The organism is Kribbella sp. (assembly GCF_035655035.1).
In the GTDB taxonomy this organism is placed as follows: domain Bacteria; phylum Actinomycetota; class Actinomycetes; order Propionibacteriales; family Kribbellaceae; genus Kribbella.
Genome location: NZ_DASRVN010000369.1, coordinates 1 through 21,928 on the forward strand (window position 1 = coordinate 1; position 21,928 = coordinate 21,928).

Annotated in this window: 18 protein-coding genes and 1 other RNA gene; 14 read left to right on the forward strand and 5 right to left on the reverse strand. The window is 70.5% G+C overall.

Annotation, left to right across the window (positions count from 1 at the left end):
* The 12 genes from VFF46_RS20625 to VFF46_RS20680 form a co-directional block, all read left to right on the forward strand.
* Positions 1-636, forward strand: a 636-nt coding sequence (locus tag VFF46_RS20625; RefSeq protein ID WP_325038799.1) for a polysaccharide biosynthesis protein, incomplete at its 5' end; no start/stop codon positions are given.
* Positions 626-2,086 (forward strand): RtcB family protein, encoded by a 1,461-nt coding sequence (locus VFF46_RS20630; RefSeq protein WP_325038800.1) that lies wholly within the window; start codon positions 626-628, stop codon positions 2,084-2,086. The genes VFF46_RS20625 and VFF46_RS20630, both read left to right, overlap by 11 nt.
* Before the next feature lie 16 nt (positions 2,087-2,102).
* Positions 2,103-6,317 (forward strand): PKD domain-containing protein, encoded by a 4,215-nt coding sequence (locus VFF46_RS20635; protein WP_325038801.1) that lies wholly within the window; start codon positions 2,103-2,105, stop codon positions 6,315-6,317.
* A gap of 28 nt (positions 6,318-6,345) precedes the next feature.
* Complete coding sequence (locus VFF46_RS20640) at positions 6,346-7,584, forward strand: hypothetical protein (RefSeq protein ID WP_325038802.1); 1,239 nt, start codon at positions 6,346-6,348, stop codon at positions 7,582-7,584.
* Entirely contained in the window at positions 7,581-8,597 is a 1,017-nt protein-coding gene (locus VFF46_RS20645; protein WP_325038803.1) for a hypothetical protein, read from the forward strand. Before VFF46_RS20640 ends, VFF46_RS20645 begins: the two co-directional genes overlap by 4 nt.
* A complete protein-coding gene (locus tag VFF46_RS20650; RefSeq protein ID WP_325038804.1) occupies positions 8,597-9,745 on the forward strand; it encodes a glycosyltransferase in 1,149 nt (382 codons plus the stop codon). Before VFF46_RS20645 ends, VFF46_RS20650 begins: the two co-directional genes overlap by 1 nt.
* Complete coding sequence (locus VFF46_RS20655; RefSeq protein ID WP_325038805.1) at positions 9,742-10,209, forward strand: hypothetical protein; 468 nt, start codon at positions 9,742-9,744, stop codon at positions 10,207-10,209. Before VFF46_RS20650 ends, VFF46_RS20655 begins: the two co-directional genes overlap by 4 nt.
* Entirely contained in the window at positions 10,206-11,267 is a 1,062-nt protein-coding gene (locus VFF46_RS20660; RefSeq protein WP_325038806.1) for an aminoglycoside phosphotransferase family protein, read from the forward strand. The genes VFF46_RS20655 and VFF46_RS20660 overlap by 4 nt, the downstream gene beginning before the upstream one ends.
* Positions 11,268-11,269: 2 nt before the next feature.
* Positions 11,270-12,556 carry an O-antigen ligase family protein gene (locus tag VFF46_RS20665; protein WP_325038816.1) on the forward strand — a complete coding sequence of 429 codons (1,287 nt, stop codon included), beginning with the start codon at positions 11,270-11,272 and terminating at the stop codon, positions 12,554-12,556.
* Positions 12,553-13,836 (forward strand): polysaccharide biosynthesis C-terminal domain-containing protein, encoded by a 1,284-nt coding sequence (locus VFF46_RS20670; RefSeq protein WP_325038807.1) that lies wholly within the window; start codon positions 12,553-12,555, stop codon positions 13,834-13,836. The genes VFF46_RS20665 and VFF46_RS20670 overlap by 4 nt, the downstream gene beginning before the upstream one ends.
* Complete coding sequence (locus VFF46_RS20675) at positions 13,833-14,906, forward strand: hypothetical protein (protein ID WP_325038808.1); 1,074 nt, start codon at positions 13,833-13,835, stop codon at positions 14,904-14,906. The genes VFF46_RS20670 and VFF46_RS20675 overlap by 4 nt, the downstream gene beginning before the upstream one ends.
* A gap of 9 nt (positions 14,907-14,915) precedes the next feature.
* Positions 14,916-15,587 carry a sugar transferase gene (locus VFF46_RS20680; protein WP_325038809.1) on the forward strand — a complete coding sequence of 224 codons (672 nt, stop codon included), beginning with the start codon at positions 14,916-14,918 and terminating at the stop codon, positions 15,585-15,587.
* Here VFF46_RS20680 and VFF46_RS20685 read toward each other — a convergent pair.
* The 3 genes from VFF46_RS20685 to VFF46_RS20695 all read right to left on the reverse strand — a co-directional run bounded on the left by VFF46_RS20685 (position 15,541) and on the right by VFF46_RS20695 (position 18,662).
* Positions 15,541-17,112 carry an MBL fold metallo-hydrolase gene (locus tag VFF46_RS20685; RefSeq protein WP_325038810.1) on the reverse strand — a complete coding sequence of 524 codons (1,572 nt, stop codon included), beginning with the start codon at positions 17,110-17,112 and terminating at the stop codon, positions 15,541-15,543. The genes VFF46_RS20680 and VFF46_RS20685 overlap by 47 nt on opposite strands.
* A gap of 66 nt (positions 17,113-17,178) precedes the next feature.
* Positions 17,179-17,994 (reverse strand): alpha/beta hydrolase, encoded by an 816-nt coding sequence (locus tag VFF46_RS20690; protein ID WP_325038811.1) that lies wholly within the window; start codon positions 17,992-17,994, stop codon positions 17,179-17,181.
* A 56-nt stretch (positions 17,995-18,050) separates the two neighbouring features.
* Entirely contained in the window at positions 18,051-18,662 is a 612-nt protein-coding gene (locus VFF46_RS20695; protein ID WP_325038812.1) for a VOC family protein, read from the reverse strand.
* Between the two features lie 129 nt (positions 18,663-18,791).
* On the opposite strand from VFF46_RS20695, the gene VFF46_RS20700 reads away from it, so the two are divergent.
* A complete protein-coding gene (locus VFF46_RS20700; RefSeq protein WP_325038813.1) occupies positions 18,792-19,370 on the forward strand; it encodes a Uma2 family endonuclease in 579 nt (192 codons plus the stop codon).
* 8 nt (positions 19,371-19,378) lie between these two features.
* Here VFF46_RS20700 and VFF46_RS20705 read toward each other — a convergent pair whose 3' ends face one another.
* The gene (locus VFF46_RS20705; protein WP_325038814.1) at positions 19,379-20,209 is read right to left on the reverse strand and encodes a ZIP family metal transporter; all 831 of its coding nucleotides are present in this window, start codon (positions 20,207-20,209) and stop codon (positions 19,379-19,381) included.
* Positions 20,210-20,496: 287 nt separating this feature from the next.
* On the opposite strand from VFF46_RS20705, the gene VFF46_RS20710 reads away from it, so the two are divergent.
* On the forward strand, positions 20,497-21,675 hold the full coding sequence (locus VFF46_RS20710) for a helix-turn-helix transcriptional regulator (protein ID WP_325038815.1): 1,179 nt from the start codon (positions 20,497-20,499) through the stop codon (positions 21,673-21,675).
* Between the two features lie 53 nt (positions 21,676-21,728).
* On the opposite strand, the gene ssrA is transcribed toward VFF46_RS20710, so the two are convergent.
* Positions 21,729-21,928: a transfer-messenger RNA gene (gene ssrA, locus VFF46_RS20715) on the reverse strand; the annotation flags it as partial.

A 21,928-nucleotide genomic window follows, 5' to 3' on the forward strand; every position in this document is an offset into this window, starting at 1 on the left:
CTGATCTCCACCGACAAGGCCGCGAACCCGACGTCGGTGCTCGGGGCAACGAAACGGCTGGCCGAGCTGGTGCTGCAGTCGCAGCAGCCGGCCGCCACGACACTGACCGCGGTGCGGTTCGGGAACGTGCTGGGCAGCCGCGGTTCGCTGCTGCACGTGGTCCGCGACCAGCTCGCCAGCGGCACCCCGGTGACCATCACGCATCCCGACATCAGCCGGTTCTTCATGACCATCGAGGAGGCGGTCGGGCTGGTCCTGGAGGCGGCCCGGATGTCGCAGGGCTCCGCGACGTACGTACTGGACATGGGCGAACCGGTGCGGATCGTGGACCTGGTCCGGAACTTCGCCGGGCTGCTGAACGTGCGCGACGTCGACGTCCGCTACACCGGGCTGCGGCCCGGCGAGAAGCTCACCGAGGAGCTGTTCGGCGCCGGCGAGGAAGCCATCCCGACCGACCACCCGCGGATCTCGATGACGGTCGCGCCCGACCCGCCCGCGGGCTTCCGGGCCGGGCTGCGGGAGCTGTACGACGCGGCCGCGCACAACCGCCCCGACGAGGTGTTCCGGCACCTGTGCCGGCTGGTCCCGGAGTACCGCCCGACGACGAGCAGACTGCGAGTAGAGCATGACCACTGAGGCCACTCCGCCACCGGACGTCCGCGTCCTCGACGGTACCGTCATCAACCCCCCGACGGTCTTCGATGACCCCACCCTGCTCCCCGCGGGCCGGGCGCCGATCGCGGCGCTCGGACATCGTGTCGAGGGCGCGGACCTGGCGGCGGCACCGGTGGTGCTGCCGGACTTCCACCACAAGTCGAAGATGGAGCTGCCGTCGAGCGTCGCGGTCGCGACCCGCGGCACCGTCCGCCCGGAGCTGACCAGTTCGTCGGTGAACTGCGGGATGGCCCTGATCGCGGTCGACTCCGACGTACCGGACGCGCAGGCGATCGACGTGTTCATGCGGGCGGTCCGGGAACGCTACCCGTACCCGACCCGCGGCGCCGCCGAGCTCAGCCGCAGCGAGGTGCTCCGGGCGGTCGGCGCCGGCTCCGAGTTCGGCGTCGAGCGCTGGGACGCCCCGGCCGCGGACCTGGAGCGGATCGAGGAGGGCGGCCGGATCGACCTCGAGCGGTACGGCGGCCTCGACCGGCTGCGCGCCGAGCTGCCCGGGATCGCGTTCCAGCTGGCCCGGTACCGGTTCGGCACCATTGGCCCGTCCAACCATTTCGTCGAACTCCAGCGGGTCGAGGAGATCATCGACCCCGAGCGGGCGGAAAAGCTCGGGGTCACCGAGGGGCAGCTGACCATCCAGTACCACGGCGGCGGCGGGGTGTTCACCGGCGAGATCGGCCGGCTGTTCTTCCGCCGCAAGGACTACCCGGCCCAGATCAAGGCCGTGAACGCCGCCCTGAAGCCGTGGTTCCACCTCCGCTCGGCGCGGTCCTTCGCGCAACTGCGCGCCCGGCTCGGGCTGTACTTCACCGCCGGCTGCACGCCGCTCCCGCTGACCAGTGACGAGGGACAGCGGCTGATGCTCGCGACCGCGGCCGCGATGAACTACGGGTTCGCGTTCCGGACCGCGACGTACGCCGCGCTGCGCCGGATCGCGGCGGACTCGTTCGGCGGTGCCGTCGGCCGGCTGGTCGTCGACTCGCCGCACAACAGCATCTACGAGGAACCGGTCGGCGACCGGACCGGCGTCGTGCACCGGCACAACTCGTGCCGCGCCTTCCCGGCCTCGATGATGACGCCCGGTACGACGTTCGCCGAGACCGGCCAGGCGGTACTGCTGCCCGGTACGCATCGCACCTCGAGCTACCTGGCCGTGGCCGGCGACCGCGCCGCGACCAGCCTGTACTCCGCCTGTCACGGCGCCGGCACCGTGGTGTCCGACCTGGTGGCCCGCGGGATCTCGGGCGACGACCCACTGCAACGGAAGACGCTGCGCTACCGGTACGACGACGGCGCGCCCACCGATGCCAAACACTTCGACGACCGCGGTGTGAACGCGGCCCTCGACGTCCTCGTCCGGCACGGCCTGGTCCGGCCGGTGGCGCGGATGCGACCTGTCGCAGTACTGCACTGACGGTTCGGGAGAGAACATGAACAAGCGGCTACGGAGTCTGGCGGCGGCCACGGTCATGAGCATGACCGCGGCCGTGGTGCTGGTCGTGACGAGCACCACGGCGAACGCCGTCGGCACCGGCTACTGGGTGAACAACACCGTCGCGTGCAGCGACACCGGCGCCGGCACGCAGGCGGCGCCGTTCTGCACGATCTCGCAGGGCACCAAGAAGGCGGTCAACCCCGGCGACACCGTGCACGTTGCCCCGGGCACCTATCGCGAGCAGGTCACGATCAACGCCTCGGGCACCGCCACCGACCCGATCACGGTCACCGGCGACGCCCCCGGCGTGATCGTGCTCGGCACCCGGTCCCTGGCCGGCGCAGCGCTCTGGACCGCGACCGGCACCAACGCCTGGTCCACGCCGTACGCGCCACCGTCGGCACCGAAGCAGGTCTTCGTCGACGGCCAGCGGCTCGCGGCCGCGACCTCCGCGACCACGACCACCGCGAACAGCTGGTTCTACGACTCGACCGCCAAGGTGCTGTACGTCGACCTCGGCGGCGCGAACCCGGGCGACGGGCACCAGGTCGAGGCCGGCGCCCAGTCGTTCGGCGTCACCGCGAGCAGCAAGCAGAACGTTGTCGTCAGCAACCTCGAGACCGACCGCGCGAACCTGGCCGGCGTCCGGCTGCTCTCGTCGTCCGCGATCACCGTCGACCATGTCACCACGTCCCAGTCGGCGGCGAACGGCGTCCTGGTCGACACCTGCCCGAGCAGCTCGATCACGATCCGCTCCGCGGCCGTGGACCACGCGCTGTCGACCGGCATCAAGCTGAACGCGTCCAGCGGCGTGACCGTCACCGCCTCCAGCAGTCACGACAACGGCCTGCACGGGATCGGGCTGGCCACCTCGCCGAAGAACCTACTCACCGGCAACACGACGTACGCGAACGTCTCGCTGAACCCGAACGCCACCGCGAACGGGATCGACGTCGACACCAGTTCGCCGGACAACCAGGTGATCGGCAACATCGCGTACCAGAACCAGGACAGCGGGATCCAGGTCTACAGCAGCAGCCACCGTGCCCTGGTCGCGCGGAACATCTCGTACGGCAACGGCGACCACGGCTTCGACACGCTGAGCTCGACCGGTGTGCAGTACCTGAACAACACGGCGTACGGAAACCGGCGCGACGGCATCTCGATCGAGGGCAACTCGACCGGCGCGACGGTTGTCAACAATCTGCTCGTCGACAACGGCACGACGGCCACCGAGTACGACCTGTACGTCGACGCCGGTTCGTACTCCGGTCTCACCGCCGACCGCGAGATGGCCTACAACCACGTGGCCGCGCCCGCGGTCAAGGTGAACGGCGTCATCTACAACTCGCTGACCGCGTTCGCCACCGCGACCGGGCAGGAGGCCCACGGGCTGGCGGTCGACCCGGACTTCGTGAACCCGGCCGGTGGGGACTTCCGGCTGACGGCGGGCTCCGCCGCGGTCGACTCCGCCGACTCCTCGGCGACGAACTTCGTGACCACCGACCAGGGCGGCAACCCGCTCGCCGACGACCCGATCGTGCCGGACACCGGCGCCGGGACGCCGACGTACGCGGACCGTGGGGCGCTGGAGTTCCAGCCGGTCGCGGGGGCCACCGACTACCCGCCGCACGCGGCCGCCGTGCTCAACCCGAGCGCCGTGGCGATCCCGCCGGCGACACCGGTGACCGTCGACGCGAGCGGTTCCAGCGACGCCGACGTGGACGGCATCGCGTCGTACACGTTCGACTTCGGTGACGGCACCGTGGTCGGTCCGCAGACCGCCGCGACGGCGACCCACACCTACGCGACGGCCGGTACGTTCACGGTCACCACGACGGTCACCGACACCGCGGGCCTGACCGACACCTCGACGGCGCAAGAGATCGTCAGCAGCCGGCAGTTGCAGACGTACTCCGTCGAGCAGACGAGCCCGTCCTGCAGCGACACGGGCGCGGGCAGCACGGCCACGCCGTTCTGCACGATCGGCGCAGCCACGAAGAAGGCGCTCGCCGGCGACACCATCCTGGTCGGCGCGGGCCAGTACCGCGAGCAGGTGCAACTGACCGCGAGCGGCCAGCCCGGCGCCCCGATCACCCTCCGCGCGACCTCTCCGTCGGCCGCCATCGTCGGTACGAACGACGTGTCCGACGCGGCCGGCTGGTCCACGACGTCGACCACCGCCTGGAAGCACGCGTTCACGCCCGTACCGTCGCAGGTCTTCCTGGACGGGCAACCGTTGACCAAGGCAACGAGCAGTACGACGACCACCAACGGCAGCTGGTACTACGACACCCCGACGGCGACGCTGTACGTCGACACCGGCGGCACCAACCCGGCGACCGGGCACACCGTCAGCGCCGGCGCCCGGAGCTTCGGCATCCTGCTCCGCCAGGTCTCCGACGTGAACGTCAGCGGCTTCGCGGTCCAGCAGACCAACCTGAGCGGCGTGTACCTCGACACCGTGCAGCGGGTGTCGGTCGACACCATCAACACCGCCCAGTGCGGCGCCCAGGGCGTGACGGCCGACAACTCCGCCAACGTCACGCTGAGCGGCATCCAGGCGTCGGCGAACCAGTCCATCGGGGTCCGGCTCTTCAACACCACCGACAGCACTCTCCGGGCCTCGGTCACGCACGACAACAACTTCCACGGCGTCAGCGTCCAGGGCGGCGCGCGCGACACCGTGACCGGCGTGACGACGTACCGGAACAAGCGGCTCTCGACCCGGATCGCGACCGGCATCGACGTCTCCTCGGCGGCCCAGAACACCGTTGTCGACGGCAACTTGTCGTACAGCAACGACGACTCCGGGATCGAGTCCTACACCGGCGCGACCGGGACCCTGGTCCGGCGGAACGTGGTCTACGACAACGGCGACCACGGGATCGACGACTTCCAGGCGCCCGGTTCGCAGGTGATCAGCAACACCGTGGTGGGCAACGCCACCGCCGGGATCAACTTCGAGGGCGGCTCCACCGGCGCGCTCGCCCGGGACAACGTGACGATGGACAACGCCGTCGGCAGCACCCGGACGGTCGGCGAGATCCGGGTGGACGCCACCTCGACGTCGGGTACCACGCTCGATCGCGACCTGGTCTTCCAGACCGCCGCGGGCGGCACCCTGTTCGCCTGGTCGTCGACGAACTACACGACCCTCGCGACGTTCCAGACCGCCAGCGCGCAGGAAGCCGCGGGCAAGGCCGCGAACCCGATGTTCGTCAACCTGGCCGGGCGCGACCTGCACCTGGCCGGCACCTCACCGGCGATCGACGCCGCCGACACCACGCCGGCCGGCTGGAGCGCGGCCGACCACGACGGCGTCCAGCCGTACGACGACCCGGCAGTCGCCAACACCGGCGCCGGCCCGGTCGTCTACGCCGACCTCGGAGCGTACGAGTTCGCCGCGCTGGTGGCGACGGCGACGGTAACGCCGACAGGTGGTTTCGCGCCGCTGGACGTCACCGTCGACGCGTCGGCGAGTGCCGGCCCGGCGCCGATCACGTCGTACCGGATCGTCTGTGGCGACGGAACAGTGCTGACAGTGGCGACCGGTGTCTGTCATTACACCGCCGCGGGTACCTTCACGCCGACGGTGACCGTCACCGACAGCACAGGTGCCACCAGCACCTGGACCGGTGCACCGATCGTGGTGAAGCCGAACGGCATCCCGACCGCGCGGATCACCGCGACGCCCAGCCAGGCGTACGTACCGCAGCAAGTCGTCCTGGACGCCTCCGCGTCCTCGGACGCCGACGGCCGGCCCCTTGCAAGCTACAGCTTCGACTGCGGCAACGGTACGACGACCGGCGCGATCACGACGGCGACGACCAACTGCACCTACACGACCGCGGGCACCTACACCGCGGCGGTGACGGTGACCGACACCGGCGGTCTGACCAGCCGGGCGACTGTCCAGGTGAAGATCCTCGCCGACCTGCCGCCGACCGCGGTACTCACGCTGAACAAGACCACGATCAAGTCGAAGCAGTCTGTCCAGGTGGATGCCGCGAAGTCGACCGACGTCGACAAGACGCCGATCGCGACCTACACGTTCAGCTGCGGCAACGGGACGACGAAGCCGCCGCAGACCAGTGCGACCACAAGTTGCACCTACAGCTCGATCGGGCTCTACACGGTGAAGGTCACCGTGACCGACACCATCGGGCAGTCCTCGACCGCGACCAAGACCGTGCTGGTCGGGCTGTGACGAACAAGTTCGGACGAAGGACGCAATCATGACCCTCGAAGAAATGTTCCGCCGGATCGTCCGGGCGCACCTCGCGCTGATCCTGGTGTGCGTACTGATACCGATCGCCGGCGCGGCGGTCCTGCTGGCCCGCCGGCCGGATCCGAGCATCGCCTCGATCCGGCTGCAGGTGATCGCCGGCGCGCCGAAGTCGGCAACCGAGGCCGAGGGCATGAACAGCCGGGTGCTCGCGGTCGCGACCACCTCCAGCCTGCTCAGTACGGCGCTGCAGGCTGCCAAGGCCGTGCGGGACGTCGACCTGTACGCGACGAACAACGTGTCCGCCCAGCGGATCGGCGGCTCCTCGGTCGTCGAGCTCAGCGTCACCGACAACGACGCGGGCGCGGCCGGCCGGATCGTCAGCGAGCTCGCGCCGCGGGTCGCGCTGTTCATGAACCAGGGCGACCAGTCGACGTACCGGAGCACCGTGGCCGCGCTGACCAGCCAGATCGACGACGCGACCGCGCGCCGCGACAAGCTGGTCGCCCAGCTGCGCGGCATCGCCGACGTCACCGCCCGCGCCGACCTCGGCGTCCAGATCCAGTCCGCCAACCAACTGCTGAGCGAACTCAGCGGCCAACGGGCGACGCTGGTGGCGAACAACGCGACCCGCGACCAGGTCGTGCTGGTGAGCGACCAGCCCGACATCCGGCAGGAACCGAGCTCGATCCTCCCGGAGCTCGCGCTGGCGCTGCTGCTTGGTCTCGTCCTCGGTCTGACCGCGGCGACCGTGCTGGAGACGTTCCGCCCCCGCGTCAACGGCATCCGCGCCCTGGCCCGGCTGCTGCAGGCTCCGGTGCTGGGCAAGTCGACCGAGGAGATCGGCTCACTCCGCAACACGATGGCGCTGGCCGCCCGCCGGCAAGGTGTCGACGCGGTCGTACTGATGGGTGCCGACGAGGGCGACAAGGACACCGTGAGCACGCTGCTGTTCGCGCTGTCCGGTATGTCGCCGCAACCGTCGAAGCAGCCCGCCGGTCGGGACGACGGCAGCCCGGTCTTCGACCTCGACGACAGCGGCCTGTCCGGCTTCAACGACGTGCGATTCACCGGTCTGTCGGCGGTCACGCCCGAGGACGAGATGACGGCCGGGGTGGTCGTGGTGTCCAGCGGCACGGTGCTGTTGCGCCGCCTGGACGACTTGGACGACGTACTGAAGGCAGTCCGGTGGCCGGTGCTGGGCATCGTGAACGGTCCGGCGCAGCGCCGGTTCGGCAGGTCGCGGTGAGCGCCGGCCTCCCGCACACAGCTCTCCTGCACACCGCGGGCCAGCGGGTCGCGGTGCACGGGTCGGAGCGCGTCGTACGGACGCTCCTCGCCGATGCGGGTGGACCGGAGCGGCCCGGGCTCGCGGCCGCGGACCCGCCGAACGTGGTCCTGTCGGTCGAGCAAACCCGGCAGCCGTTCGGTATCCGCGGCGCGGAGCTGATCACCCGCGGCGTCTGGGCGACGCCCGGCGGTGAGGTCGTACTGCGGAACGTCGGCGGCTCCGGCTTCGACCAGCGGTGGTCGATCGATGAGGACGGGCTCCGGGTCGCCAGCCGGCCGCGGCCGTCGTACCGGGAGAACGCCGCCGCCTGGCTGCTTCCGGCGCGACAGCGCGCGCTGAACAGCCAGGTGCTGCTGCATTACCCGGCGCTGTGGTTCGCGCTGCAGCAGGGATTCGTACCGCTGCACGTGTCGATCGTCGAGGTCGGCGGTGTCGTGGTCCTGCTGGCCGGGCCGGGCGGCGTGGGCAAGTCCACGCTGGTCGCGCGGGCGATGGCCGACGGTTCGCGGGCGACGTGCGACAACCTGGCGGTCTGCGACGGGGTGGCCGCGTACGGCGTGGCCGAACCGCTGCGGCTGCTGGACGGCACCGGCCGCCGGGCGATGCACGGGCGGCGCGAGCAAGCCTGGACGCACCGGGTCAGGTCGTTGCCTCCGGAGCTGATCGTCGTACTGCGGCGCGGGAATCAGGAGGAGCCCGAGTTGCGCGAGCTGAGTCCGGCAACGGCTGCGCGGCGGCTCGTCGCCGGGACGTACGCGGCCGGTGAGCTCCGGCGGTTCTGGTCGATCGCGGCGGTGGTCGCGACGGCGACCGGGTGCGGGCCGGTGCATCCGCCGATCACGGAGGTTGCCGGGCGGCTGAGCGCGCGGTTGCCTGCCGTCGAACTGCTGCTCGACCGCGAGCCCGGTGCCGGTCTGGCCGAGTTGCTCCGCCGGCCGCTGGCCGCGATCCGAACTGGACGGGTCGGCTGATGAAGATCCAGGTAGCGCAGATCGTCACCCGGTTCATCGCCGGCGCCGGCGGGGTCGCCCTGCGCGGCGTGCTGCCGCTCGATCCCGATCGCTACCAGGTCACGATCATCACCGGGCAAGGCGGCCCACTGACCGATCGCGCGGCCGCCGCCGGGATGCGCGTGCTGATCGAGCCGACCCTGGTCGCGCCGCTGTCTCCGAACGACGACCGGCGCGCGCTGCGGCGGCTGACCACGTTGTGCGCCGCGGGCGGGTACGACGTGGTGCACACCCACAGCGCGAAGGCGGGCGCGCTCGGCCGGCTCGCCGCGCATCGCGCCCGGGTGCCGCGGATCGTGCACACGTACCACGGCTTCCCGTTCCACCAGTTCCAGAACCCGGTACGGCGTACGGCGTACATCGCGATCGAGCGGCGGCTGGCGCGGATCACCGACGACGTGCTCGCGATCGGGACCGGCGTCGCGACCGAGGCCCTGCGGCTCGGGCTCGCGACCCCGAGCACGCTGCGCACGATCACCCCGGTGGTCGACGCGGTCACCGTTCCGCGGACCGACAGCTCACGGGCGGCGGCCCGGGCCGAGCTCGGGGTCGACGCGACCACCCCGTTGATCGGCACCGTCGGCCGGATCGATTACCAGAAGGCCCCGGAACACCTGATCGCGGCGATCGCCGTACTGCGGCACACCGATGCCGTCGCGCTCTGGATCGGCTCCGGGCCGGGCGAGCGCGAGGCGCGGGAGCTGGTCCGGCGCGCTGGGCTCACGGAGCGGTTCCGGTTCGTGGGCGAGCGGTCCGACGTACCGCAACTGCTGCCCGCGTTCGACGTGTTCGCGATGGCCAGCCGGTACGAGGGGCTGCCGTGCGCTGTCGTCGAGGCGATGCGTTGCGGCCTCCCGGTGGTGGCGACCGCGGTCAACTCCGTGCCCGATCTGGTGATCCCCGGCGAGAGCGGTCTGCTGGTACCGCCCGGCCGTCCGCGGCTGCTGGCCGAGGCGATCGACGATCTGCTCGACGATCGTGGGAAGGCCCAACGGATGGCCCTTCGCGGGCAGGCGACCGCCGGCAGCACATACAACGCGGAGAGCCTGGCCGCGGTCCTCGACCAGGTGTACTCCGGCCGACGCCGGACGGAGCTGGTGACGTCATGACGAGTCCCGTCGAACACGTCGCCCCGGGCGAGCAGACGCGGCCCGTCGGGCGCGTCGCCTCCCGCGAATCCACGCGACCGATCGCGCCCTGGCTGCAGCTGTGCCCACCCGGCACGGTCGAGATCGACCTGCGCGACGGCCCGGTCGAACTGCCGCTCGACGGACCAGTGGTGCTGGTGGACCAGCGGCCGTGGAGCAGGCGGCGGCTCCGTCGTACCGCACGGGAACTAGGTGTCGTACTCGAGCGGGAGTTCGTCGTACTGCCGACCCTCGAGCGGCCGATGGTGGTCGTCGACGACGTCGAGGAAGCGGTCCGGTACTTCTGGACCGCGGTCGCCACGGTGCCTCCGGGGCTGGCGTTCGCCGTCCCGGCGTCCGCCCTGCTCGGGCTCGCGCGGCGGGCGCCGTGGCGGTGGACCGGAGCGCTCGCGCCGGCACGTGTGGTGGTCGGGAGGCGGCGATGACCGAAGCACCGAAGGCGTTCCAGCCCCGTGCGCGGTCGGTCCACGACCTGTTGTTCGCGCCCGGCAGCCGCGGTGTGCTGATCGCGACGTCGAAGGATCCGGACGCCAAGCGGACCTTCATCGTGACCCCGCCTGCCGGTACCTACATCGACGGTCCGGCCGGACCGGTGGCGATCAAGATCCCCGTCACGGTCGCGGCCGCCGGTGCGATCTCCCGCGAGACACGGATGCTGGTCGCGCTCGGCGACGTGGACCTCGGCGAGTTCGGCACAACCGTTCCGCGCTACCTGGAGACGCTCGACAGCGACGGCTTGCCGGCAGTTGTCACGACGGTACTGCGTGGCGTCCCGATGAGCGTCGGGTACCACCGCTGGCTGCACACGTCCCGGCCGCGAGCGGTGGCGCAGGACTTCGCGCTGGCCGGAGGCTGGCTTCGGCAGCTGCAGCTGGCGACCGCCGGTCCACGCTCCCGGATCACCTGGGCGGGCGAGGTGTCCGGCGCGGTCCGCGCGCGCTGGGCGGGACACCCGAAGCTCGAGGCCGCGCAGGTCAGGCTCGCGGCCGCGGACCGGCAACTGCGCAGCCACCGGGTCGCCGCGACGGTCGTGCACGGCGATTACTGGTTCGGGAACCTGCTCGTCGACGACGGCCGGATCTCCGGGGTCGTCGACTGGGAGAACGGCGCCCGTACCGGCTCGCCGCTGCGTGACCTGGTCCGGTTCGCGCTCAGCTACTGCCTGTACCTCGACCGCCACACCCGGCCCGGCCGTGAGGTGCACGGACACCGCGGGCTGCGGCGTACCGGATTCGGGGCGGGCATCAGGTACGGCCTGCTCGAACCGGGCTGGCTCCCCGACCTGGTCCGGCTGTACCTGCGGACCGGCCTCGACCACCTCGGCCTGCCGACGATCCTCTGGTACGGCGCCGCGCTGGCCGGGCTCGGCGAGATCGCCGCGACCGCGAACGACGACGACTTCGCCGCGCACCACCTGGAACTGCTGGCGGCGCTCCCGTACTGGCCGTTGACCGATGTCGCCGAGGGAGTTGGGGTCCTGTGACGATGACGCGCACCACCGAGCCCGTCGGCATCGTCGGCTGGCCGGGCCTGCCGCGCGGCGACATGCTCGTGGCGATGATGGGTCTGACGACCTGTCTGCTGCCCTTCCTGCGGCCGGCCGGCCCGGGAAACACCGGCATCGCCGACGCGGGCATCGTGCTGTGCATCGTCCTCGGCCTGCTCTGGGCCGGCCGCGAGCACTTGCCGATCCGGCTGCCGTACGCCGCCGGCGTCGGCGGGATGATGCTCGGCGGAGCGTTCGCGGCGTACATCTCGGTCGCGCCGGCGGCCACCGGGCTGGTGCTGATTCAGGACCTGCTGCTGTTCCTGTGGGGCATGACGCTCGCCCTCGGCCGGCACAACCCCGCGATCGTCCGCGCCGTCACGGTGGCCTGGTGCCGGACGGCCGCCGTGTACTCCGGCGTCATGGTGCTCGCGTACCTGGCCGGCATCAACGCGATCACCGGGGTCACCGCGCTGAACGGCGTCCGGGCGCCGTACACCTTCGGCGACCCGAACCTGGCCGGCAACTACCTGGTCGTGTCGCTGTTCGTGATCGCCGCGTGCAAGCATCCGCGCTCCCCGGGTGTCCGCCGGATCGCGTACGTCCTGGTGCTGATCGCGATCGGTTTCACCGGCTCGAACGGCGCGATGCTGACGCTGATGATCGGCGTACTGCTGTCCGTCGTGGTGACCGCCTACCGCCGCCGGGGCGCCGTCGCGGGTGTTGCCGTGCTGGCGAGCGCCGCGCTGCTCGGCGGCCTGATCGCCGGTTTCGTGATGCCGCGCGTCGACCTCACCTCGCTCCGCGAGCAGGCGGCCGGCAGCATCCCGCTGCTCCGCGACTCGGTCGCCCGCAGCGGCAGCTCCAGCAGCGAACGCGCGACGATCGTCAGCGAGGGCGCGAACCTCTACCTGCAGGGCGACGCCGCCGGCTACGGACCGGCCCGGACGAAGGCCACGCTGGAGGCCACGCAGGCGCCGTACGTCAAGGAAGCGCACAACGACTACCTCGCCACGCTGCTGGAACGCGGGGTGATCGGCGCGATCGGCCTGCTGCTGTTCGGCGTCGCGATGTTCGCGCGCTGCCTGCGGCTGGTCTTCGGGAACCTGCCGAAGGCGTACGCCGAACTGGTCCCCAGACCGTGGCTGCTGGCCATCATCGGTCCGGTGATGGCGACCGCCGCCGGGTTCTACGAGGTCCTGCACTTCCGGCACCTGTGGACCTGGCTCGGCCTGGTCGCGGCGCTGGTGCTCGCGATGCAGGACCAGCGTGAGGAGACGTCATGATCCGGTACGTCCTGTCCAACTGCTCGGCCCGGCTGCTCGCGGTACTCGGGTTGACCCTGGCCACGGTCCTGGTCGCCCGGACCGGTGGACCGTCGGCGGTCGGCGAGTACGCGCTGCTCCGGATGCTGCCCGGCCTGGTCGGCGTACTGTGCGTGCTCGGCCTGCCCGGAGCGCTGGCGTACTTCCTCGCCGTACCCCGGCGGGACCTGCCCCGGCTCTGGCCGACGCTGATGGCGATCGGCGCCGCCGGAGCGGTCGCGGGTACGGCGCTCTGGATCGCCGCGTCACCGCTGCTCGCGAAGGTCTTCTTCCCGCACGAGGCGCCCTGGCTGATCGCAGCCGCGGGAGGGACCGTCGCGAGCCAGCTCCTGCTGACGCTGGGCAAGACCGCTCTGCAAGGGCTCGAGGACCGGCGTGGCGGTGACGTGGTGATCGCCGCCGAGGAGCTCGCGTTCCTGCCCTGCTTCGTGCTGCCGCTCGTGGTCGGCATCCACGGCATCGGCGCGATCATCCTCGGCCTCGGACTCGCCGACCTGGTGGTCGCGGCCGACGCCTGGCGCCGGGTCGGCCGCCGGCTCGGCTGGCGCCGCCTCGGTGTCGCCAGCTGGTGGGGACGGCCGGACAAGGACCTCGCCCGGAGCGTGGCGTCGTACGGACTGCGCGGTCAGGTGGGCGGTCTGATCACGCTGCTCAACCTGCGGCTGGACGTCGCGATCCTCGGCGCGCTCGCCGGTCCGGCCGTCCTCGGCGGCTACGCGGTCGCCTCGAAGTACGCCGAACTGCTGCGGCTGCCCGGTACCGCGCTGACCTGGGTGTTCTACCCGCGGCTGGCGAAACTCGACCGGCAACGGGCCGCCGAGGTCGCGCGCCGGCTGATCCGGCCGACGCTGGCCGGGGTCATGGTGGCCGCAATACCCGTTGCGCTGCTCGCCGGGCCGGTCATGCGGCTGCTGTACGGCGCCTCGTTCGGATCGGCCGTGGCACCGGCCCAAGTACTGATCGCGGGCATGGTCCTGGCCGGGGCCTCGGGGGTCGCGAGCGGGTACCTCTACGGTCGCGGCAGTCCCGGGCTCAACTCGATCGTCCTCGGCGCCGGGCTCGTCATCACGGTCGTGCTCGACATCACGCTGATACCCCACCATGGAGCTATGGGCGCTGCGGTGGCGTCGACCGTGACATACCTGTCCACCGATGCCCTGCTGATCGGCCTGCTGCTGCGGCTGAGCGCGCCGGCCGCGCGCCGTCGTACCACCGTGGCCGTCGGGGAGGGAACACCATGAAGAAAGCGATCGCGATCGGTCTCCTGCTGGTACTGGCCGGGTGTTCGGGTGGTACCCCGAGCGGGCAGTCGCCGCCCACTCCGGGCGGTGGGCCGTCGGCCACGGCGCCGACCACCTCCACGCAGGCGCCGCCCGGTACGTCGACGCCCGGCACCGTCCAGGCAGTCCTTCCCGGCGACCGGTACGTCGCCCTCGCGACCGCGCTGCACCGCCGCGGCGTCGCGATCTGGTGGGAGGCCGACCTGGTGAAGCGCTGGCTCGACGGGCCGGCCGCGTTCCAGGGCGCGATCGCCCGGCTCGGGCAGCTGGCCGCGGTGCCGGGGACGGCGGGGTTCAAGGTCTCCGACGAGATCGGGTACGGCGACGGGCTGACCTCGGTCAAGCAGGCCACCGACTTCCTCCGGCAGGCGCGGACCAGCCTGGCACAAGTTGCCCCGGGCAAGCAGCTGCTGGTGGACGCCGTCGTACCGGAGCTCGGTTGTCTGCCGTGGCGGGGCGGCAACCAGCAGGGGTGCGCGCAGCGGGTCCGGCTGAAGTATCCGGCGGCCAGCGCCGCCGCGGTCGAGGGCTACCTGCGGGCGCACCTGATCGACCGGCTGGACCTCAGCACCGGGTTGCTCAGCCCGGGTACCTACGCGAGCTGGGGACTCACCCAGCAGGCCGCGCAGACCGAGATCTGGAACCGCGTCCGCGCCCAGGGATGGGAAGGGCTGACGACGCTCCAGTCCCGCAAAGCTCTCGCTGCCGCCGACGGCTACCAAGGAGACGCGACCCAGGCCGCGACCGACACGGCCACCTACATCACGACACCCGTCACGGCCGGAGCGCAGGCGGTGGACATCTGGACCTGGCGGCAGCACTACCAGGGCAAGGTCTTCAGCCTGCTGGCTCCGGATCTCAGCACGAACGCGCTGTGGACCTCGCTGCTGGCCCAGCGCCGGATCGGGGTCCGGCTGATCACCCACATGACGCCGTCGATGATGCCCACCGACCTCAACGCCTTCGGCCACGAGTGCGATCTCGCCGCCCAGGTGTTCACCGCGGTTTTCGTTGCCGCCGGCACCGGTTAGGAGAGAACCATGTCAGCACAGGTCGGTCCGGGCAGGCGACTGCTGGACGTACTGGTCGGCGGGCTGCTGCTGGTGCTGGCGGCTCCGCTGCTGGCGATCGTCGCCGTCCTGGTGCTCGTCACCAGCAGCCGGCCGGTGCTGTTCCGGCAGGCGCGGGTGGGTGAGAACGGGCGGCCGTTCACGCTGTACAAGTTCCGCACCATGCGGACGGTTGCCTCCGGCCCCCAAGTCACGGCGGCCGCGGACGACCGGATCACCTGGTTCGGCGCCTTTCTGCGGCGGACCGCGATCGACGAGCTGCCGCAGCTGTGGCACGTGGTTCGCGGGCAGATGACGCTGGTCGGTCCGCGTCCGGAGAGCGCGATTCTGGCGGCGCGCTATCCGGACGCGTGCCGGCCGGTCCTGATGGCGCGGCCCGGTCTGACCGGTCCGGCGCAGCTGCGGTACCGCGAGCGTTCCGCCGTACCGCCGGCTGCCTGGACGGACGTGGAGCGCTGGTACCTCGAGGTACTCGTGCCACTGCGGGTGGCCGCCGATCGGGAGTACCTGGACCGGCCGACGATCCGCCGTACGTTGTACTACGTGCTGGTGACGGGACTGTTCGTGGTCGGGCTGGCGGACCTGCAGCAGCCGGTCAGACTGCCTCTTGCTGCACCAGAACCGGATCACAGCGGGCATTGAGGCAGCTGCCGTCGGTCAGGTCGAACTCGAAGTTGTGGCCGAGACACCGCAGTACGCCGTTCACCACGACGCCGGTCTCGGCCAGGTCCTCGCCGGCGTGCGGGCAGTACCTGCTCACCCGCAACTGTTTGCCCTCGACAACGATCTGGGTGGTCTCCTGCGGGTCGCGCGCCGCCTCGAACCGCTCGACGGCCCGCAGCGCGGCCCGGTCCGCGTGCTTCAGCAGGCCCACCAGGTAGTCGTTGTACCGGTCGGGCTGCCGGCGGGCCGTGAACCGCAGAGAGAGCAGCAGCTCCTCCCAGCGGGTCCGCCCGGACACCACGCCGTCGAGCCAGCGGCCGTCCATCGTCAGCGTGTAGTCGGCGTGCCCGGTCCCGCCATCCAGGTCGACGACGACCCGGTCCGGTCCGATGTGCGCGTCCCAGACACCGCCGTACGGCCCGGAAACGTCGAAGCGCAAGGTCATCCCGATCCGGGCCAGGAAGTACTCCGACAGCGTGCCGAGCGACTCCACGTGCGACTTGAAGCGATGGGCCAGCCCGGGCCGCGACACGGGGTTCGCGGCCCAGGCGGCGTCGATGGCCGGGCGGCGGCGTTCGGCGTACGCGGTCAGGTACCGCCGCCGCTCCGCCGGGCCGGCGTCCAGCGCGAAGTCCTTCCAGTGCGGGTCCCGGACGACCTCCAGGTCGTCGAGCCGGATCCGGTCCCCCGGCAGCAGACAGGCTCCACGCTGGTCCGGGATCCGGTCCGCGAGCCAGCTGAGCGCCTCGTCCTGGTCGGGGAAGATCCCGCCCGGCCGGAGGCCGCTGTTCAGCTCGAACAGGTCGTCGTCGAGGAAGCACGGTGGACCGGCGTACGGCATCACCAGCCGCGGCTGCACCTGCCGGACCAGCCGGGTGACGGCCTTGAACTTGCCGACCCGCTTGATCGTCGAGATCCGCTCCCGCTCCGCCTCGTCGTACTCGTACCGCACCGGGTGCCAGCTCGCGCCCGACATCTGCACGCCCATCACGTCGAGCCGCCCGCCGACCTCCGTCATCGCCCGGCGCGCCTGGGCCAGCGAGATCCGGGCGTCGTTGGTGTGCAGGATGCTGCGCTCGCCGACCTTCAGCAGTACGGCGGCGTCGTGGCTCATCGGGCACTGCTCGGGGATCACGGTCAGCCAGTCGCGCGCGTTCAGCGGGTACCGCTCCCAGGCGTCGAGTACGACGATCCGCGTCCGCCCGATCGCCTTCAGGCGGCGCTGCATGATCGTCGACGGATACCGCGGTACGACCACCGGCACCGTGTCCGGAAGGCCTGCGATCAGTTCGAGATCCAGGTGATCCAGATGCTCGTGCGACACCACCACCACGTCGACGTCCACCAGCTCCGGCGTCAGCAGATGCGAGTTGTCCGGAAACGGGAACCAGGACCCCAGGAACGCCCCACCCGTCGACAACCACGGATCCGCCAGCACCCGCACGCCGTCCGCGTCAACCCGCAACCCGGCATGCCCCAGCCCGGTAACCGCCCCCTCACCCATACCCCCCAGCGTCCCGACCACGCGCTGTCACAACATCCCCCACCCGACCGAGAACGGCTACGCCATTCAGGCGGTGTGGTCTAGGAGCGCCGGCACCACAGTCGGCCAGCTCCTGCGTGGGAGGCCTTGGCCGATGCCTGGCAGCGTGAGGAGGGTGGCGTGCGGGATCTCGGCAGCGAGCGCTTCGCCGTTCTGATGTGGGAAGAACGGGTCCTCGGCACCGTGAATCACCAGAGTCTTGGCCGTGATGCTCGGGAGCCGCTCGCGCCAGCGCGGTCGGCAGTCGATGGCCGCGAACGTCGTCCCGAGATGACTCGCGCGCTGCGCCGCCGCCGACTTCCCCGACCGGTCGAACACCCGCCCCGCCGCCGTCCGCGCGTCCTCCTCGTCGAAGCCTTCCGACCCGGCCAGCAGTCTTGCGGACCCGGTCATGTAGTCGACCACACTGTCGCGATCGGTCCAGTCCGGCGCGGGCCGCCCGAACAGCTGCCCCATCACCGCCGAATCGTGATCCTCCAGATCCGGATCCACCGGCCCGGGCGCGACCGACCGCGTCGAGACCAACGTCAGCGAGGCGACCTCGTGATCGAGGGCGAGCAGCTGAGCGATGAACCCGCCGACGCCCATACCGACTACATGGGTAGGGCTGCTGATCAGCTCCGCGGCATCGGTGACCAGATCCCGGAGGTTGTACTTCGGCGCATCAGGATCGACGTACGTCGAACGGCCGGTGTCGCGCAGGTCGTAGCGCACGACGTACCGCCCGGTCAGCTGCGCACACAGCTCATCCGGCCAGCTCAGCCCGATCAGCAACACCGGCGGATCCGTCGGCTCCCCGAACGTCTCCACCCACAACTCGACCCCGTTGACCTCTCGCAGCATGCCCGCATCCTTTCGTCCGTTTACCCACCGACGAACGGTTCTGCGCGAGACAGACATCACCGAAGCAGATAGGCACCCGCAGGCCCGGCCACGGTCGCCTCCAGCCCCGCCGGACCTGATGTAACGATCAAGCTGACCCCGAGCGCATCCGTCACCGCGGTGACCTCCGCCGGCTTCGGATGCGTCGCGTGGAAGCTCAGCAGTTCCACCGTCGGCGCACCCGTCGTCGCCGGATGCCGCGTCGTACCCCAGTCGATCAGGAACGGCACGATCCCGTCGTACGGCGGCGGATCGAGCGCCGCGACCTGCCAACTCAACGCCATACCGGCCGGGGTGACCCGCCCGACGGTACGCACCGCCCCGAAATCCACCCCCACCGTCCGCGCCGCCCACACCGCCTCACCGATCTCCGCGGGCCGCACACACCACGTCACCAGCCGCGGCCGCACCAACCGATCCACCCCGAACGGCGCCGAGCCCAACGGCCGCGGATTCTCCACATCCGGCCCCACGATCTCCAGGTACGACGCCGGCCCCAACGCCACCAGCTGATTCCGGGTCCCCAACTCCACATGCCGCCCACCACCCACCGGCCGCACCCCGGTAGCCGCCGCAAACTCCTCCACGGTCCCCCGAAGATCCGGCGTCCCCAACACCAAATGATCCATCCGCGAATCAACCCTCGACCCCAACACCCCCAGGACACTACCAACCGTAACCGCAAGGCCCGTGGGCTCAGATAGGCAGCGAAGCTGCGAACGCATGGAAGAATGGTCGCCGGAGATGAGGAGGAGACAATGACAGCTGTCCCGCTGCCGCCCGCCCATCTGCTCACCGTTGCCGAGTTCGCGGCACTCGGCGAGGACGACACCGGCCGGTCCGAGCTCATGGAGGGCAACCTTGTGATGTCGCCGAGCCCCAGCCCGGACCACAATATGGCCGCGCTGCGGATCGCGCTGCAGTTGATGCCGCAACTGCCGCAGGATCTCGAGGTCATCACCGATGTGGACGTCGATCTCGAACTCGTGCCGCCCGACCAGCCCGGGTTCTCCCGGCGGCCCGATGTCATCGTCGTACGGCGCTCGGCCCGCCCCCGGGTCCGCGCCGAGGGCGGGTTGATCCGGGCGTCGGAGATCGTCGTCGTGATGGAGATCGTCTCGCCCGGCTCACGCCGTACGGACAACGTGGTCAAGCGGGCCGAGTACGCCGACGCCGGCATCCCGCACTACTGGATCGTCGACCTGGAGGATCCGGTCTCCCTGCTCGCCTGCCACCTCGGCGGCAAGTTCGGCTACCTCGATGCCGAAGTGGTCGGGGGCACCTTTGCCGCGACCGAGCCGTTCTTGGTCAGGGTTGAGCTTGAGGAGCTTCGCTAGTTGGCGGGTCAGGCTCCGGCGGCGGTGACGATTGCGTCGGTGGCGAAGCCAGCCAGCAGGCCGAGGAGGATGCACCAGGTGGTGAGTTCCTTGAGGCCGGCCCTGCGGGCGACGGCGAGCAGTTCGATGACGACGTACAGGATCGAGCCGGCGGCGAGTCCGAGGAACGCGACCGACAAGGTGTCGCTGACGAACCGCTGACCGACCAGGGTTCCGATGAAGGTCGGGCCGCCGCCGATCAGGCCCAGCAGGGCGAGCGATTTCCAGGACGGGCGTTCGCCGGCCGCGGCCAGCGGTGCGACGATGCCGAAGCCTTCGGTCGCGTTGTGCAGTGCGAAGCCGATGATCAGCAGTACGGCCAGCGACATCTCGCCGCTGGCGGCCGAGTTGCCGATGGCGAGGCCCTCGGCGAAGTTGTGTAGGCCGATCCCGGTGGCGATCATCGCGGCCAGGCCCGCTGCCGCGGACTTCGTTCGCGGTCCCAGTGCAGGGTCCCCGGTGGCGGCAGCGCCCGGGCCGATGCTCGCCCGGGCCTCGCGGCGGCGGGCGGCCCAGCGGTCGTAGTACACCAGTCCGAGCAGCCCGATCCCGAGGCTGACCGCGAGTACGACGCCATTACCGAGCGTAGTCCCCCAGTGTTTGGCGGCCAGCGCCTGGTCGATCGGTTCCCAGGCGTGCGCGAGGACGTCCCAGAGCAGGAAGAGCAGGATCCCGATCGCCACCGCGTTCAGCCCTGCTTTGAGCCGCGGCGCGGGTGCCCGCAAGCGTCCGATCGGCAGACCGAGGTAGATCGTGAGACCCGCGATGGCGCCGAGTACGGCGATCTGAGAGCTGGACACAGGGACACTCCGAGCTGATTGAGCAAGCAAATACAGCTCGGAGGTTAGATGAGGCAACCCTGACTTACCAACCCCGCCCCCCCGACGCTCAGCTTCCGCTCAGCGTCACCACTCCCTCCCGCCCGGGCGGGCAGGACCTCTTCCAGGCGCAGCCTTGAGATCGGGCCACCGGCCGGCGCTCTCCACGCCGCGTGTGGTCTCGTTCATGGTGGAAGCATCACCTGATCTAGACCCGAACGGGATCATTCCCGCGTATCCCGTCACTCAGGGAGGCAGGGATACAGACCGTGGGTAACACTTGGGGCGTGTCGTTCGGGAGTCGGCTGCGCGAGTACCGGGACCACCGCGGCTGGTCGCTGGGGGATCTGGCGCGGGCTACGAACTACAGCCGCTCCTACCTGTCGAACGTCGAGAACGGCCGGAAGGTCGCGACCGAGGACGTTGCGTCCGCTGTGGACAAGGCGCTGCGAGCCAAAGGGGAACTGATCGCCGCCGCTCGGCAAGACGCCGCGGCGAAGCTGAACGACACTCCTTGGCAGACGGCCGAACTGGCGGCGAAGCTGCAGGCGTCGGACACCACCGCAACGACCCTGGCGACGCTGCATTCAACCATCGAGGAGCTGTGCTGCCAGTACAACCGCCGCGATGCGCTCGAGCTACGCCAGGAGGCCCACGAGTGGCTCCAGCACGTCGGCGTACTGCTCCGCCGTCCAGTCGGGTTGAGAGCCCACAAGGAGCTTTTGACCGCCGGTGGATGGCTCGCGTTGCTGGCCGGGTGTGTCGAGTACGACCTCGGGCTGGCGACCGCCGCGGAGTCGACCCGGGTTGCGGCACTGCAACTGGGCGTCGAGTCGGGCAACCCGGACATCATTGGCTGGGCCCACGAAATGACTGCTTGGTTCGCCTTGACGCAAGGCCAGTTCAAGCGCGCCGTACACGCCTCCCTCAAGGGACAGGCAGCCGCACCGAACTCGAGCGTCACAGTGCAACTGATGGCGCAGGAGGCAAAGGCGAAAGCACGGCTGGGCGAGTCCGCGCTAAACGGCCTGCTCGAAGCAGGGCGCGAACTGCTCCACCACCTGCCGTACCCCGATCGTCCGGACAACCACTTCATGGTCGACCCGTCGAAGTGGGACTACTACTCGATGGACGTCCACCGGATCGGCGGCGACAACGAGCGGGCCACCGAGTACGCCGGCGCCGTGATCGCGGACAACACAGCACCCGACGGCACCGAACTCAGCCCGATGCGGATCTCCGAGAGCCGCCTCACCCTCGCGTTTGTCGCCGGCCGCGACGGCGACCTGGAACAGGCGGTAGGCCTCGGCGTGGAAGGCCTGAAGGACGGCCGGCAAAGCAAGGTGCACCTGCGCATGATCGGCGCCGAGCTCGACCAAGAGCTGCACCGCCGGTTCCCCGACGAAGGTCTGATCTCGGGCTTCGAGGACGTGCTGCGCGGCGTTTGAGGTTGTGGAACGACGAAGCGCCTGGCCGGTGGACCGGCCAGGCGCTTCTCGAGGGGTGGAGGTGGCGGGAATCGAACCCGCGTCCTTCGGCGTTGCTCCAAGGCTTCTCCGAGCGCAGTCTGAATAGCGTTTTTCTCGGCCCCAGCGTTTGTACAGACATCTCGCTGACAGGCTCAGTCACTGTAAATGTCCCGTGCTAGCCCCGTGACCGGGCTAACAAAGCAAGCTCTCTAAATGAGGCCAGGAACCGGGG